Genomic DNA, 14,609 nt, shown 5'->3' with positions numbered 1-14,609 from the left:
ACGCGTCGAAAAACACAACACAAAACGACTGCTCGGATTGCGCAGACGCCTACAAACACTCATCCAGGAAACTCACCACAGTTCCCATGCAAGCCATCCGCTCCTCGATATGGGGCATATGGCTGGAGTGTTCGAACAACGCCCAGCGAATGTCGGGCACATGATCCACATAGGGTTTGACCACCAACGGCGTCGCTTCATCGTATCGGCCTGAAATCAACAGGGTCGGCACCCTGATGCGAGGCAAGCGATCGGTGATGGACCAGTCCTTCATGCTGCCGATCACATGGAACTCGGTGGGGCCGTTCATGGCGTGATAAACGGTAGGATCGGCATCGATCTGGGCAAAGGTACGGGCGACCTCTTCGGGCCAGGGCGTGACACGGCAGACATGACGGTCGTAGAAAACCCGAGCGGCCTCAAAGTACTCGGTAGACGTCAAGGTTCCAGCCCGCTCGTGCTTGAGCAGTGTCTGCTGCACCTCAATGGGTAGAAGCTGGCGCAAGCGATTGACTTCAAGGAGCCAGGTGGACATGTCCGCCGGGGAGTTGGCGATGATCAACGCGCGCAAGCCCGCAGGCTGGAGCACCGCATGTTCGCTGGCCAACATGCCGCCCCAGGATTGCCCCAAAAGTGCGTAATTGTCGCGAATGCCCAGATGATCCAGCAGGTTCCCCAACTCATCGAGAAAGAGCGCCACGTTCCAGAACGAGGGGTCTTTTTCCGGAAGATGGGTGGAACGCCCATTACCCAGTTGGTCGTAATGAATCACCGGATAGCCACTGTTGGCAATATCCTTGAAAGCATCGACATAATCGTGTGTACAGCCCGGGCCGCCATGCAGGATCAGCAGCGGCGTACGGCCACTGCTGAAATCGCCAGTGATGCGATACCAGGTCTGATACGGACCGAAAGGCGCAAAGCCTTCGTGTGTTACGGGAAGATCCATTTCGTGCCGCCCCCTAGAAATCCTGCGGCACACGATACCGGGGACTGGCCAGCGGAATAACTAGAGAAACAGATAGGTTTTTGCCCGACTTCAGCTATCGAGCAACCGATAATGCACTGCCCTGACCACGGCCTGGACCCGATTCCTGGCGCCGAGCTTGTGCATTGCAGAAGTCAGGTGGAGGGTGATGGTGGCCAAGGAGCGATTCAGTTGCCTGGCGATGTCCGCCGCCGTCAACCCTTCAGCGGCTAATCGCAAACACTCACGCTCGCGTTTGGTCAAGCGAACCGGGCATGTGCGGGCTTCCTTGACGAGCAGCGGAAAAGCCGCCTCTTGCAGGGCATGGGAAATCAGACTGAAGTCGCCCAGCGTTTGCCGGACATCCTGCAGGGTGCTCCCCTTCGTATCGGCGCGCAGCCCGGTCAATGTCGCAAAGCCGCCTTTGGGCAAATGCATCGGCACCGTCACGCCACAGGTCATGCGCGAATCCTGCAGATAGCTCACCACCGGTGCATGACTCTGGCCGATGAACGGCTGCAGCACCGTGTCGGCCTCCGGTCGATAGGACCAGACAAAAGGAGAAATGGCATTGATTGCCAGATGCTGGACGGGGTCGATCTGGTAATAACCTTCTTCACACCAGAGCGAGTGCCAATCACGGGGAGTATTGCGCAACTTCAGCACAGTCGGGGTGATCAGTGCCCCATCATGATCCAGCGGCACCGGACTGTAGTCGTACACCAAGGCTTCAAAGCCTAACGCCTGGGCCATCCCCAGGGCGTTATCCATCTGCTCGTCCAGGCTCCTGCCAGACAAAAGACGGGTATTGAAGTCAGACAGCTTGGCCTGCATCCATTCAGCTCCCTTATTAATTTCAATCCTGAAATCGTGCAAGTAGAATGCCACGCCTGAGCGAGGGAATGCCAGATCAAACCTATAAGAATTGCTAGCTTATGGGCGCATAGCTTCCTCGGTAAGGTTTAGCCAAAGAGCGGCACCTGAGCAGGAGAGCAATGATGTGGCGTGAGATCGAGCCGGACCAGCGATACGACCTGGAAGTCGACGGTCATCATCTGGTGGCCTATGGCTTTGGCGACGGCGACGAGGTGCTGTTGTGCCTCAATGGCGGCCCGGGATTGCCTTGCGATTATCTGCGTGACAGCCACGGCTGGCTCAAGGAAAAGGGCTTGCGGGTCATCGCTTTCGATCAGTTGGGTACCGGTGCCTCGGCCAGGCCGACTGACGAATCCCTGTGGGACATCACTCGTTATGTGGCGGAGGTAGAGACCGTCCGCCAGGCCCTCGACCTGGGCAAAGTGCACCTGCTAGGGCACTCCTGGGGTGGCTGGCTGGCGATCGAGTACGCCATTCATCACCCCCAATCGCTGAAAACCCTGATCCTGGAAAATACCGCCGGCGATATCCCTCACCTGTCCCTGGAGCTCGAGCGTCTGCGGGCGGCCCTGGGCAGTGAGACCGTCGCGATGATGCAGCGCCATGAAGCCTTGGGCACCCTGGATCATCCGCAATACCAGGCGGCCATCACCCTGCTCAACTATCGTCATGTCTGCCGTCTGGACGAGTGGCCAGCACCGGTGACACGCTCCCTGGGCGACTGGAACATGGGGCCCTACATGACCATGCAGGGCCCCAACGAATTTCTCTATACCGGCAATCTCAAGGACTGGAATCGCATCGAACAGATGACCGGCTTCGAAATGCCTGTGCTGATCACCACCGGTCAACATGATGAACTGACGCCAGCCTGCGCAATGCGAATGAAAATGGCGCTCAAGGATGTACAACTGAATGTGTTCCCCAACAGCAGCCACATGCCGTTCTACGAAGAGCCCCAAGCCTATTTCCCAGTCCTGCTGGATTTTCTGTACCGTCATCGGAACTAGCCCATGAACCTGGCGCGCTACCGTTTCATACTGTCGCGCCCGCTACAGCTATTGCCGGTGCTGTTTGGCATCAGCATGATCACCTTTGTGCTCGTACGCTCAATCCCCGGGGATCCCGCCCGGGCACTGCTGGGCTCGCGCAGCACGCCGGAGGCGCTGATCAGGATTCGAGCCCAGTACGGTCTCGACCAGCCGCTGTGGATGCAGTACTTCTACTTTCTCAAGAACCTGCTCGAAGGCGATCTCGGCCAATCGCTGCTCTACAAAGTCGATGCCTTGACGTTGATCAGTACCCGCATTGAGCCAACCCTGTTCCTGGTGCTCGGCAGCGTACTGCTGGCGCTGCTGATTGCTGTGCCGCTGGCAACGGTGGCGGCGCGCAACAAGGGCGGCTGGCCGGATCACCTGATTCGCCTGTTCACCACGGCAGGGCTCGGCATGCCGGCTTTTTGGCTAGGCATCATGTTGATCCTGCTGCTCAGCGTGCAGTTGGGGCTGTTCCCGGTCTCAGGCTATGGACGTACAGGGTGGGACAAACTGCATCACATGGTTTTGCCGTGCCTGACCATTGCCTTGGCACTCTCCGCCGTTCTGGTGCGCAATCTGCGCGCCAGCATGCTCATGGAGCTACAAGCCGATCATGCCACCGCCGCACGGGCCCGGGGCTTGTCCGAGCGGGCGATATTTCATCGGCATGTACTGCCCAACTCCCTGGTGCCGGCGGTCAACCTGCTGGCGGTGAACATCGGCTGGTTGATCAGCGGCACGGTGGTCATCGAAAGTCTGTTTGCCATTCCCGGCATCGGCCAATTGCTGGTGCGCGGCATCTTTACCCGTGACTACATGGTGGTCCAAGGCGTGGCCATGGTGCTGGCCCTCGCCACCGTCACGGTCAATTTCCTCGCCGATGTGCTGACCGTGATGATTGATCCGCGAGTGAACATGCGATGAGTGGCCAGATCATCAGTCCCACCTGGCGTCTTGCGCTGCGTTTCGGCTTGCGCAACGGTCGCCCGGCCACCGCGCTGGGCCTGGCGATTCTGTTTGCCTGGCTGTTGCTCGCACTCTTCGCACCCTGGGTCGCGCCCTTCGATCCGATTGCCCAGAACACCGATATCCGCCTGCTGGGGCCGAGCCTGGCCCATCCGTTCGGCACGGATAATTTCGGCCGCGACGTTCTTTCCCGAGTGATCTGGGGCGCGCGCATCGACTTGCAGATTTCCGTGATCGGGGTGATTTTCCCGTTCTTGATCGGTACTTGCATCGGCGCCTTGGCCGGCTATATCGGTGGCCGGTTCGACACGATCTGCATGCGCCTGATCGATATTATCCTGGCCTTCCCCTTCCTGGTGCTGATGTTGGCAATCATGGCCATCCTCGGCCCCGGCCTGAGCAGCTTTTATATTGCGATGGCTTTGGTGGGATGGGTGTCCTATGCACGGCTGATCCGTTCGCAGATTCTGGTGCTCAAGGAAAGCGATTTCGCCTTGGCGGCCAAAAGCCTGGGCTTCGGTCATGGACGCATTCTGTTTCGGCACCTGTTGCCCAATGCCATGTTCGGTTCGATCGTGTTCTCCATGTCCGACGCGGTGCTGGTACTGCTCAATGGGGCGGCGGTCAGCTACCTCGGCCTGGGGGTTCAGCCACCCACCGCCGAGTGGGGCACGATGGTCGCCGAGGGCCAGAGTTTCATCACCAATGCCTGGTGGATCAGCACCTTCCCGGGACTGGCGATCGTCACCCTGGCCATGGGCTTCAGTCTGCTGGCCGACGGTGTCGCCGAGCACCTCGGAGAGCGCCCATGAGCACACCGGTGTTGCACGTCGAGGACCTCAGCGTGATCGCCGGCCACGGTGAGGGCGAAGTCACGCTGGTGGATCGTGTGTCATTTGACCTGGCCGAAGGCGAAATCCTCGGTCTGGTGGGTGAAAGCGGTTCAGGCAAGACGATGGCCTGCCGGGCCTTGATGCGCTTGCTACCCTCTTCAAACCTCCGGGTCCAGGGCAAGGCCGTGCGCCTTGCCGGTGAGGACCTGCTGTCGCTGGATGAAGCCGGCATGCGAGGCATACGAGGTCGACGGCTGGGGATGATCTTTCAGAATCCCGGCAGTCATCTTGACCCGTTGATGCGCATCGGCGAACAGATCGGCGAGGGCATACGCCTGCATCAGGGGGCGTCCAAACGCGAAGCACGGGCGAAGGCCATTGATGTGTTACGCCAGGTGGGCATTCCCGATCCGCTACGGCGGGTCGACAGTTATCCCCATGAGTTTTCCGGTGGCATGCGTCAACGCGCCATGATCGCCGTGGCATTAGGTTGCAACCCCCAGGTGCTGATCGCCGACGAACCGACCACCGCCCTGGATGTCACGGTACAGGCACAGATCCTGCGCCTGCTCCTGGATTTGCGCGACCAACGTGGCCTGTCAATCATCATGATCACCCACGACCTGGGGGTCGTCGCCCAGACCTGTGACTCCATCGCGGTAATGTACGCCGGGCGGCTCTGCGAGCACGGCAACAAGCTTGATCTGCTGGCTCACCCACGACATCCCTATACGGCGGCCCTGATCGACTGCCAACCGGCTACCAGCAGCGGCCATGCCATGCTCAAAACCATCGCCGGCCAGCCTCCTCTGCTGGATGCGCTGCCCACCGGTTGCCGCTTCAATCCACGCTGCCTTCAGCAGGGCAGCCAGTGCACGCGGCTGTTGCCACAGATGCAAGTCACAGCCGAGGCACACCGAGTCGCCTGCCATTACCCGCTACCCGTGGGAGCCTCGTCATGACCCTGTTGCAAGTCAAGGATCTACGGGTGCGCTTCGCCGCCCCTGGCAGTGGTCCGTTCGGGATCAACAGGCAATGGGTGAACGCCGTCAACGGCGTATCGCTGAGTCTGGCCACCGGGGAAGTGCTTGGGCTGGTGGGTGAGTCGGGCAGCGGCAAGAGCACCCTGGGTCGAGCCATCTTGCGCCTCACTGAGGCCAGCGCCGGACAAATCCTGTTCGATGGCGTGGATATGGTTCAAGGCAAGCGAATCGACATCGAGCGACTGCGCCACGAAACCGCGATGATTTTCCAGGATCCTTATACCGCCCTCAATCCGCGATTGAGCATTGGTGACACCCTGGCTGAAGTGTTGCGAGTGCGATGTGCGATCCCTGCCTCGCTGATTCGCCATCGGGTCGATGAATTGCTGACCCTGGTCGGCCTGCGGCCGGAGCTGGCCAACCGCAAACCGGGTTCGTTGAGTGGCGGTCAATGTCAACGTGTGGGGATCGCTCGGGCACTGGCCATCGAGCCACGGTTGATCATCGCCGATGAATGCGTGGCCGCGCTGGACGTTTCCATCCAGGGACAGATCATCAACCTGCTGCTGGAGCTGCGGCAGCGCATGAACCTGGCGATTGTGTTCATTGCCCATGACCTGGCGATCGTTCGGCGGCTATGTGATCGGGTCGCCGTGATGTACCTCGGCGAGATCGTCGAGCAAGGCCCCACGGAGGCCGTCTTCAGTAGCCCGCGGCATCCCTATACCGTCGCGCTGATCCAGTCCATTCCACACATCGACCCGACTCGATCGTTGCTGAGCGAACCCCTGCCTGGCGAGCCACCCAGCCCCCTGAACCTTCCATCCGGCTGCGCTTTTCACCCGCGCTGCCGGTATGCACAACCCATCTGCGCAAAAGCGCCGCCCCCCATCCATGACATCAGTGGGCATCGCTATAGCTGTGTGCTCGGAGAGCCATTGCTCTAAAAAAACATTCATCAATAGGGAGTTGACCATGCGATCGAAACATTTGAAGTTGCTGACCGCCGCGACGTTGACCGTTTGTACATTGGCCGCCGGTGTCGCCCAGGCAGCAGGCGTGCTGACCATCGGTTGCCGTGAAGAAAGTACGACGTTCGACCCGATCAAAAGCGCGCAGAACCGTGACAACTGGGTGTTCTCCAATGTTTACGACGTATTGGTGCGCGTCGACAACACCGGCACCAAGCTGGTACCGGGGCTGGCCGAAAGCTGGCACGTTTCCGACGATGGCCTGACCTATACCTTCAAACTTCGCTCGGCCAAGTTCTCCGACGGCTCACCGATTACCGCCAGCGATGCAGCGTTCAGTCTGTTGCGCATTCGCGACAACAAAGGGTCGCTGTGGAGCGACTCCTACAAGATTATCGACAAGGCCCAAGCGCCCGACCCGCAGACACTGGTGGTGACACTCACGAGCCCTTCAGTGCCCTTCCTTGCGCAGTTGGCGTTGCCCAACGTCTCCATTCTGTCGCAAAAGGCCATGGAAAAAATGGGTGAGGAAGCCTACGCCCAGGACCCCGTTGCCTCTGGCGCCTTTATCGTCAAGGAGTGGCTACGCGGAGATCGTGTGGTGCTGGAGAAGAACCCCAACTTCTGGCAGGCCGACAAGGTGAGCCTGGATGGCGTGGAATGGATCTCCATTCCGGATGACAATACGCGGATGTTGAAGGTACAGGCCGGTGAACTGGATTCGGCGATCTTCGTGCCCTTCTCGCGCGTCGAAACCCTGAAGAAAGATCCCAACCTGGTCGTACACATGGATCCCTCCACCCGTGAGGATCATCTGCTGATCAACCATGAGCACGGACTGCTGGGCAAGCCTGAAGTACGTCAGGCCCTGGACCTTGCGATCAACAAGAAATCCCTGGTCGATACCGTGACGTTCGGCCATGGCCAGGTGGCTTATTCCTACATTCCTAAAGGAGCGCTTTATCACAATGCCGATAATCTGCAGCGCCCGTACGACCCGGAAAAAGCCAGGAAAATGCTGGCGGATGCAGGCGCCTCAGGCCTGAAGCTCAACTATGTGGTCAATGCGGGCAATGAAGCCGACGAGCAGATCGCCGTGCTGGTCCAGCAACAGCTCGCAGCGGTCGGCGTGACAGCCACGTTGCAGAAGGTCGACCCAACCCAGAGTTGGCAAATGCTGATCGACGGCGATTACGATCTGTCCGTGATGTACTGGACCAACGACATCCTCGACCCGGACCAGAAGACCACCTTCGTGCTGGGACATGACACCAACATGAATTACATGACCCGCTACAAGAACGACAAGGTCAAGGATCTGGTCGCGGCCGCGCGGGTAGAAGTAGACCCGACCAAGCGCAAGCAGATGTATACCGACCTTCAGGCGATCGCCAAGCAGGACGTCAACTGGATCGATCTCTACTACAGCCCGTACATCAATATTTCGCGCAAGAACATCGAGCACTTCCAACAAAACCCACTGGGGCGCTTCTCTCTCGAGGAAACGGTGAAGCGCTAGCGAGCAGTGGCTTTCATCCGAGTCGGATAGGGCCAGTGGCAACGCCTTGATTACGAGTCGAGGCTTGCCACTTGATGGCCAAGCGACATCGGTCGCTCCCCGGTCATCTCGCACAACAGGGCCGTCACGACGTTGCCTTCGACCATGCCGCGCGCCTGCAGAAGATCCGCCACCGCACACACGGCGGGCCAGTATCGATGCATCAAGCGGCGGCAACGGGCGATGGCCAGCGCTTGGGCGTCGAGCAGCTTGCGCGGTGGCAGCAGGCTGATCAATTCCTGCCCACGGTCAAGGTCCCCTCGACCGCTGCCCCTGATCAGCCGGTCGGACCTGCGGTGCCGGTAGACCGCTTCGGCCACGGGCCCCGCGAAGCAATGGAGCAGGTCACGCTCAATGGCATCGACCATCGAGGGCAGGTATTCAGCGATCCCCGGCGCGTCGAAGGCCGGGCGTGGGACAAGGTAGTCCGCTTCAACCAATCCTTCTGCGTATTGCGGGTTGCCGCGCAAGTCGAACAGGGGCCCCGTGCAGGCCTCGACCTTGGTACGCACAGTGATGCGTTTTATCGGTTGACCGTTCCACCAAAAGGCCAGGGCATGCCCCGCTTCGTGGAAGGCCGTGCTGCGCGGGTATTTGTTCATTATTGGGTCCGTCACGGCAGGCGCCATTCATATCATCTGCCTCGCCGTTGGGCCTCGATAAAAGATTATCCCTATCGACCGTTAATACTGCGCCTATTAGCTATCTGCCAAAGCGGGACTAGCCTGAATTCAGGCTGGTGTAATCCGGCCCGTGAAACCTGACAAAGAGATACGAAGCGTTCAGAACGTACCGGGCTTGCCGTGGGCCACCGTACTGGCAGCTAGACCGCTCTCTCGCGTTGCCACGTGGTCATGACGATCAGTTGAGCGAACTGTGAGCCCTGCGCCCTGTGTCATTTATTTCGCCTGTCGCTATTCGGGTCCCGGCCGGGCTGGATAGCTGGATGAATACGACCAAAGGTAGCTTCTCATGGCAAATGAATCGAAATGTCCGTTCAATCACGCCGCTGGCGGTGGCACAACGAACCGTGACTGGTGGCCGAACCAACTGAATCTGAAGATCCTGCACCAGCACTCCTCGCTGTCCGACCCCATGGGCGAGGACTTCAACTACACCCAAGCCTTCAAAAGCCTGGATTTTCAAGCCCTGAAGGAAGATCTGCGGGCGCTGATGACCGACTCCCAGGACTGGTGGCCGGCGGATTTCGGCCACTATGGACCGCTCTTTGTCCGCATGGCCTGGCACAGTGCCGGCACCTATCGCACCGGTGACGGGCGCGGTGGCGCAGGCTCCGGCCAGCAGCGGTTTGCCCCGCTCAACAGCTGGCCAGACAACGTCAGCCTCGACAAGGCCCGTCGGTTGCTGTGGCCGATCAAGCAGAAGTATGGCCGCAACATTTCCTGGGCCGACCTGATCGTCCTTACCGGCAACGTCGCGCTGGAATCCATGGGCTTCAAGACCTTCGGTTTTTCCGGTGGTCGCGCCGACGTCTGGGAGCCGGATGAAGATGTCTATTGGGGCTCCGAAAACAAATGGCTGGGCGGCGATGTCCGCTACGGCAAACCGGATAAAGCCGCCATGCAGGATCCCGGTGAAGGACAACTGGTGGCCGAACCGGGCAATGAAGAAAGCCGTACCGACCTGGGGCGCAACCTGGAGAACCCGTTGGCCGCCGTGCAGATGGGGCTGATCTACGTCAACCCGGAAGGCCCCGAGGGCCAGCCGGACCCGGTCGCTGCCGGGCTGGATATTCGCGAAACCTTCGGCCGCATGGCGATGAACGATGAAGAAACCGTGGCATTGATTGCTGGCGGCCACGCCTTCGGCAAGACCCACGGCGCCGGGCCCGCCGACAACGTCGGTGCCGAGCCCGAGGCCGCCGGCCTGGAACAGCAAGGCCTGGGCTGGAAGAACACTTTCGGCACCGGCAAGGGGCCCGACACCATCACCAGTGGCCTGGAAGTCACCTGGACCACCACGCCCACCCGCTGGAGCAACAACTATCTGGAGAACCTGTTTGGCTTTGAGTGGGAACTGACCAAGAGCCCGGCCGGTGCGCATCAGTGGACACCGAAAAACGGCGCGGGCGCGGGCATCATCCCCGATGCCCATGACCCGGCCAAACGGCGCAATCCAACAATGCTGACCACCGACCTGGCGCTGCGCTTCGACCCGATCTACGAGAAGATCTCGCGGCGCTTCCTGGAGAATCCGGACCAATTGGCCGACGCCTTTGCACGCGCCTGGTTCAAGCTGATCCACCGCGACATGGGCCCACTCTCGCGCTATCTGGGCCCGGAACTGCCCAACGAAGAGCTGCTGTGGCAAGACCCTATCCCGGCGGTCGACCATGCCCTGGTCAACGACAGCGACATCGCCGCCCTCAAGGGCAAGCTGTTGGCCTCGGGCCTGTCGGTTTCACAGCTGGTGTCCACTGCGTGGGCTGCGGCATCCACCTTCCGCGGTTCCGACAAGCGCGGCGGTGCCAACGGCGGCCGCCTGCGCCTGGCCCCGCAGAAGGACTGGCCGGCCAACCAGCCGGACCAACTGGCTCAAGTGCTGGCGACCCTGGAAAAGGTCCGGAACGAGTTCAACAGTGCCCAGTCCGGAGGCAAGAAAATCTCCCTGGCGGACCTGATCGTGCTGGGCGGCAGTGCCGGCATCGAACAGGCGGCGAAAAATGCCGGGGTCAACGTGACGGTACCGTTCTCGCCGGGGCGCATGGACGCGAGCCAGGAGCAGACGGATGTCGAGTCGTTCGGTTTTCTCGAGCCCATCGCCGATGGCTTTCGCAACTACCTCAAGGGCCGGTACCGCGTGTCCGCCGAAGCACTATTAATCGACAAGGCACAATTGCTGACCCTCAGCGCACCGCAAATGACGGCGTTGATTGGCGGTCTGCGGGTACTGGATACCAACGTCGGCCACTCGGCGCACGGTGTCTTTACTCAACGGCCCGGGGCATTGACCAATGACTTCTTCGTCAACCTGCTCGACATGGGCGTGGAATGGAAACCGCTCTCCGACACCCAGGAAACCTTCGAAGCCCGTGACCGCAAGACCGGCCAGGTCAAATGGACCGGCACCCGCGTCGACCTGGTCTTCGGCTCCAACGCCCAGCTCCGGGCCTTGGCCGAAGTCTATGCCAGCGCGGATGCGAAGGAGCAGTTCGTCAACGACTTCATCGCGGCGTGGGTCAAGGTGATGAACCTGGATCGGTTTGATCTCAGGTGAGAAGAATCTAGTGGCCTGTACGGTTAATTCGAGTACTCAAATTCGAGTGCCAGTGATTGCCAGGCAAGGCGCCATGACGAGTCGTAGCCCGCTACGGCGAGGAATGGTAACGCAGCTTGGCAAGCACTGGCGCCGAAGTTGAGTGCACGAATTAGCCACACAGGCCACTAGGCATGAGGTCTGGCAAGGAAGCGACCTCATGAACTTTTCTTCACCCCACGCCCCCGCGTGATTGGGTACAGTCGCCTCGCTCATTCAAGAAACTAAGGTTTTAGCCCGCTCTCCCAGCGGGCTTTTTTTTGCCCGGCATTCAGGTTGATGAACGTGCGTTGCCCAACGCAGGCAAGACAGGCGCCAGCGTCGCTTGCACTGGTTTCGACACCGGTTGTTCCAGGGCCGCTCGCCCATAAAACAGCAGCGCCATCAGCCAACAGCTCAACCAGACGAAAATCCCCGCCCAGAATGTATGGGACATGTAGTGCCAGCCCTGCAGGACTCGCGTGGTGCCATAGACAAACCCCAAGGCCAACGCCCCATGCATCAAGGCTTTGGAATGACGCCAGCGGTAGCGGCGGGCGACGAAATACAGCGCCAGCATCGTGAAACCACCGGAGGCATGACCGCCGGGCCAGCAGCGACCGTCACCGGCGACGTTCAGCAGGTCGAAATTCTGGAACCACTCCTTGTGCTCGATCTTGCCAGCGTACTGGGTGGTTTCCACCGGGCAATACACGCTGGTATGGCCTTTGAGGTAATGAATGACCCCGGTGCTGAGGGAAAAAGCGAAGACCACGTAGAGAAAATCGCGACGGTGCTCGTGGGCAAAACGTAGAGGCTTGCTCAGTCGGGTTTTATCCAATAGGCGAAGCAGTCCAGGGCGCGTTTGCGGTTTGAAGATCGGCCAGAAAAACGACAGCAGCACACCGACGATGGCCGCCTCGCCGGTCCAGTTCGGGATGACCCTCGCCCATTTGTGGGTGATTTGCTCGAACAGCCGCACGTGTTCCAACGGAAACACTTGGTGCAGCGGATCGTAGAAAAGATTGCTGATGGCGATGTCGATGCGGGTCATGTCGAACAGCAAGAACACCACGGCCGCACAGACCAGCGGAATTCCGAGGTTGAATCCGTAGAAACGGGCGCGAGCAGACGTCAGCATGGGCGGTCCTAATCGTGGGAAAAGTTACGGAAAAGTCATCGAACGCCAGTCAGACGCTTCGATAAAGCCAAGCAGCCGTGGCGCTTGTGGCTGGGCGGTGGAAACGAACAACGAAGCCCCATAGCCAAACGCCGAGGTCGGGCGCTGGAGCGCGGTTTCCATCGCTTGCATGCATTCGCTGTGGGTGACCAGGATCAGGTTGCGCCCGGCCACTTTATGGGCCAGGGCATTACGCAGAAAGTCATGCCGGCAATTGATCAGCCAATCGTCACCGCTGCCCACCTTGTTGAACATGTACCCCGCCGTCTGGGTCGCGCGCACCAACGGGCTGTTGTAGAGGTCGGCGTTGTCCAGGCCCAATTGTTCGAACCGGGCACCGAGGCCCACCGCAACGGCACGGGCCCGATCGGTGATGCCTTCGCGATCGTTCAGGCACGCGGCCTTGGAGTGATCGCAGCGCTCGACATGGCGCACCAGCACGATCATCTCGCCCTTGGCCCAGCCATCGGCCAGGGCCCGGGCGCCAGCGATGTTGCCATGGGCCAGGTCCGGCACCGCCGCTGGGCTGAGCAGCCAGAGGGTCAACGGGATGACCAGCAGCGCCGACGCCAGCACGACCACGGCGTTTCGGTAACGGGCAAACCGGCGCGTATCGATCGAGCGCGTCAGGCCGAAAAGGCTCAGTCTCAGTTCCACATCAAGCCGCCCCGACGGCATCCACCCAGTCATTCGATGGCGCGACAGTAGAGAGGCCGACGTGGGCAGGCAGTGAAACCGATGTGAAAAAAAGCTTGGGGTGAACGCGAAGCAGGCACCTCGATGCCCTGAAAGACCGCATCGCCTTTATCGCGGGCAAGCCTTGCTCCCACAGATACCCGGAAAAAAACTTACAGATCTTGAACCCGCCGCCGATATAGCCCTGTTACATGCTCTTGCTGGCTCTTAACAACAACAATCTTCCAGCGTACCGACGATAAGCAGCACAACGTTCCTGGAGGAATTGATGAACAGCTGGTTTGGCAACATTAGCGTCAACATGAAATTGGGTCTGGGCTTCGGCCTGGTGCTGGTATTGACCTGCCTGCTGGCCCTGACCGGCTGGACGAGCCTGGACGGGCTGATCAATCGCAGCAACTGGATGAGCGACATCACCCAGCTCAACGCCGGCCTGACCAAACTGCGCATCACGCGCTTGCAATACATGCTGACCAACGGCGACGAGACCACCGCACAAAATGTGCAGACCACCCTCGATGGTTTCGTGGCGCAACAGAACGCTCTGCTCAGCAGTTTCAAGAGCCCGGAAAACGTCAAGCTGCTCAAGGAGCAGAGCGCGGTCATCGGCGCCTACCAGGTGTCCCTGAACAAAATGCGCAGCGCCTACCGCACTGGCAACACCGCCCGCGACACCATGGGCACGAACGCCGACATCGCCTACAAGCTGATCGAGACCATCGACGCCGACGTACGGCAGATGGCCCTCAGCGATGAGCGTTTCGCGCAGTTCCAGGCCATCACCCAGGCCAAGCAAGCCTTCATGCTGGCCCGCTATGAAGTGCGCGGCTACACCGCCAACAGCAACGCCGATACCGAACGCAAGGCCGTCGCCCAACTGGACGCCGCCATCGCTTCGCTCAAGCCGCTGAACGAACACTTCTCCAGCACCCGCCAGGATGAACTGCGCCAACTGGAAAACGCCCTGACCCAATACCGCAGCGCCGTGCAGGCCTTCAAGCTAGCCACTGCCGATGTGGTGCAGGCGCGCAAGGAAATGACCGACCAGGGCGCGACCATCGTGACCTTGAGCGAGCAGCTGTACCAGATCCAACTCGACCGCCGTGACGCCGAAAGCGCCCAGGCGCGCACCCTGCAACTGGTCAGCACCCTGCTGGCGTTGCTGGTGGGGATCATTGCGGCCGTGATCATCACGCGCCAGATTACCCGTCCGCTGCGCGAAACCCTGGCCGTGGTCGAACGCATCGCCAGCGGCGACCTGTCGCACACGGTCATCGTCACCCGCCG

At 60.2% G+C, this 14,609-nt stretch carries 12 protein-coding genes and 1 pseudogene; 8 read left to right on the top strand and 5 right to left on the bottom strand.

All coding sequences use genetic code 11. The annotated features are described in order from the left end of the window. Positions 1-49: 49 nt before the first annotated feature. Together PBDP_RS03955 and PBDP_RS03950 are read right to left on the bottom strand one after the other, a co-directional pair. A complete protein-coding gene (locus PBDP_RS03955) occupies positions 50-949 on the bottom strand; it encodes a proline iminopeptidase-family hydrolase (protein WP_212801846.1) in 900 nt (299 codons plus the stop codon). 90 nt (positions 950-1,039) lie between these two features. After that, on the bottom strand, positions 1,040-1,801 hold the full coding sequence (locus PBDP_RS03950) for a LuxR family transcriptional regulator (protein WP_135843586.1): 762 nt from the start codon (positions 1,799-1,801) through the stop codon (positions 1,040-1,042). A gap of 164 nt (positions 1,802-1,965) precedes the next feature. Here PBDP_RS03950 and PBDP_RS03945 point away from each other — a divergent pair, with 164 nt between their 5' ends. Genes PBDP_RS03945 through PBDP_RS03920 form a run of 6 tightly spaced genes read left to right on the top strand, consistent with a single transcriptional unit; the run spans position 1,966 to position 8,152 of the window. After that, positions 1,966-2,853 (top strand): proline iminopeptidase-family hydrolase, encoded by an 888-nt coding sequence (locus tag PBDP_RS03945; RefSeq protein ID WP_212801845.1) that lies wholly within the window; start codon positions 1,966-1,968, stop codon positions 2,851-2,853. 3 nt (positions 2,854-2,856) lie between these two features. After that, complete coding sequence (locus tag PBDP_RS03940; protein WP_212801844.1) at positions 2,857-3,804, top strand: ABC transporter permease; 948 nt, start codon at positions 2,857-2,859, stop codon at positions 3,802-3,804. Beyond that, positions 3,801-4,658, top strand: a complete 858-nt coding sequence (locus PBDP_RS03935; RefSeq protein ID WP_109753431.1) for an ABC transporter permease — start codon at positions 3,801-3,803, stop codon at positions 4,656-4,658. Before PBDP_RS03940 ends, PBDP_RS03935 begins: the two co-directional genes overlap by 4 nt. Continuing rightward, positions 4,655-5,641, top strand: coding sequence for an ABC transporter ATP-binding protein (locus tag PBDP_RS03930; RefSeq protein ID WP_109753430.1), 987 nt, complete (start codon positions 4,655-4,657; stop codon positions 5,639-5,641). Before PBDP_RS03935 ends, PBDP_RS03930 begins: the two co-directional genes overlap by 4 nt. Further along, a complete protein-coding gene (locus PBDP_RS03925; protein ID WP_163855409.1) occupies positions 5,638-6,609 on the top strand; it encodes an ABC transporter ATP-binding protein in 972 nt (323 codons plus the stop codon). Before PBDP_RS03930 ends, PBDP_RS03925 begins: the two co-directional genes overlap by 4 nt. A gap of 28 nt (positions 6,610-6,637) precedes the next feature. Continuing rightward, on the top strand, positions 6,638-8,152 hold the full coding sequence (locus PBDP_RS03920; protein ID WP_176688668.1) for an ABC transporter substrate-binding protein: 1,515 nt from the start codon (positions 6,638-6,640) through the stop codon (positions 8,150-8,152). 50 nt (positions 8,153-8,202) lie between these two features. Here the strand turns inward: PBDP_RS03920 and PBDP_RS03915 are convergent, their stop codons facing one another. Further along, complete coding sequence (locus tag PBDP_RS03915; RefSeq protein WP_116834121.1) at positions 8,203-8,793, bottom strand: hypothetical protein; 591 nt, start codon at positions 8,791-8,793, stop codon at positions 8,203-8,205. A 370-nt stretch (positions 8,794-9,163) separates the two neighbouring features. On the opposite strand from PBDP_RS03915, the gene katG reads away from it, so the two are divergent. Further along, positions 9,164-11,428: a catalase/peroxidase HPI gene (gene katG / locus PBDP_RS03910; protein WP_212801843.1), complete on the top strand. Its 2,265-nt coding sequence runs from the start codon at positions 9,164-9,166 to the stop codon at positions 11,426-11,428. A 310-nt stretch (positions 11,429-11,738) separates the two neighbouring features. On the opposite strand, the gene PBDP_RS03905 is transcribed toward katG, so the two are convergent. Both PBDP_RS03905 and pmrG read right to left on the bottom strand, forming a co-directional pair. Further along, the gene (locus tag PBDP_RS03905; RefSeq protein WP_109753425.1) at positions 11,739-12,587 is read right to left on the bottom strand and encodes a phosphatase PAP2 family protein; all 849 of its coding nucleotides are present in this window, start codon (positions 12,585-12,587) and stop codon (positions 11,739-11,741) included. A gap of 24 nt (positions 12,588-12,611) precedes the next feature. Next, entirely contained in the window at positions 12,612-13,283 is a 672-nt protein-coding gene (gene pmrG / locus PBDP_RS03900; protein ID WP_371925587.1) for a lipopolysaccharide core heptose(II)-phosphate phosphatase PmrG, read from the bottom strand. Between the two features lie 307 nt (positions 13,284-13,590). Between pmrG and PBDP_RS30225 the strand changes: the two are divergent. Further along, positions 13,591-14,604, top strand: a pseudogene (locus PBDP_RS30225) (methyl-accepting chemotaxis protein); the annotation flags it as partial. Positions 14,605-14,609: the final 5 nt, after the last annotated feature.

This window comes from Pseudomonas sp. St290 (assembly GCF_018325805.1).
Taxonomy (GTDB): Bacteria; Pseudomonadota; Gammaproteobacteria; order Pseudomonadales; family Pseudomonadaceae; genus Aquipseudomonas; species Aquipseudomonas bijieensis.
This window is presented reverse-complemented; position numbering and strand designations above follow the sequence as displayed.

Excerpts from the sequence above, each read along its gene's own strand:
- PBDP_RS03905 (WP_109753425.1), bottom strand. The coding sequence starts at position 12,587 with ATGCTGACGTCTGCTCGCGCCCGTTTCTACGGATTCAACCTCGGAATT.
- PBDP_RS03950 (WP_135843586.1), bottom strand. The coding sequence starts at position 1,801 with ATGCAGGCCAAGCTGTCTGACTTCAATACCCGTCTTTTGTCTGGCAGG.
- PBDP_RS03935 (WP_109753431.1), top strand. The coding sequence starts at position 3,801 with ATGAGTGGCCAGATCATCAGTCCCACCTGGCGTCTTGCGCTGCGTTTC.
- PBDP_RS03925 (WP_163855409.1), top strand. The coding sequence starts at position 5,638 with ATGACCCTGTTGCAAGTCAAGGATCTACGGGTGCGCTTCGCCGCCCCT.
- PBDP_RS03930 (WP_109753430.1), top strand. The coding sequence starts at position 4,655 with ATGAGCACACCGGTGTTGCACGTCGAGGACCTCAGCGTGATCGCCGGC.
- PBDP_RS03955 (WP_212801846.1), bottom strand. The coding sequence starts at position 949 with ATGGATCTTCCCGTAACACACGAAGGCTTTGCGCCTTTCGGTCCGTAT.
- PBDP_RS03940 (WP_212801844.1), top strand. The coding sequence starts at position 2,857 with ATGAACCTGGCGCGCTACCGTTTCATACTGTCGCGCCCGCTACAGCTA.
- PBDP_RS03945 (WP_212801845.1), top strand. The coding sequence starts at position 1,966 with ATGTGGCGTGAGATCGAGCCGGACCAGCGATACGACCTGGAAGTCGAC.
- PBDP_RS03915 (WP_116834121.1), bottom strand. The coding sequence starts at position 8,793 with ATGAACAAATACCCGCGCAGCACGGCCTTCCACGAAGCGGGGCATGCC.
- katG (WP_212801843.1), top strand. The coding sequence starts at position 9,164 with ATGGCAAATGAATCGAAATGTCCGTTCAATCACGCCGCTGGCGGTGGC.
- PBDP_RS03920 (WP_176688668.1), top strand. The coding sequence starts at position 6,638 with ATGCGATCGAAACATTTGAAGTTGCTGACCGCCGCGACGTTGACCGTT.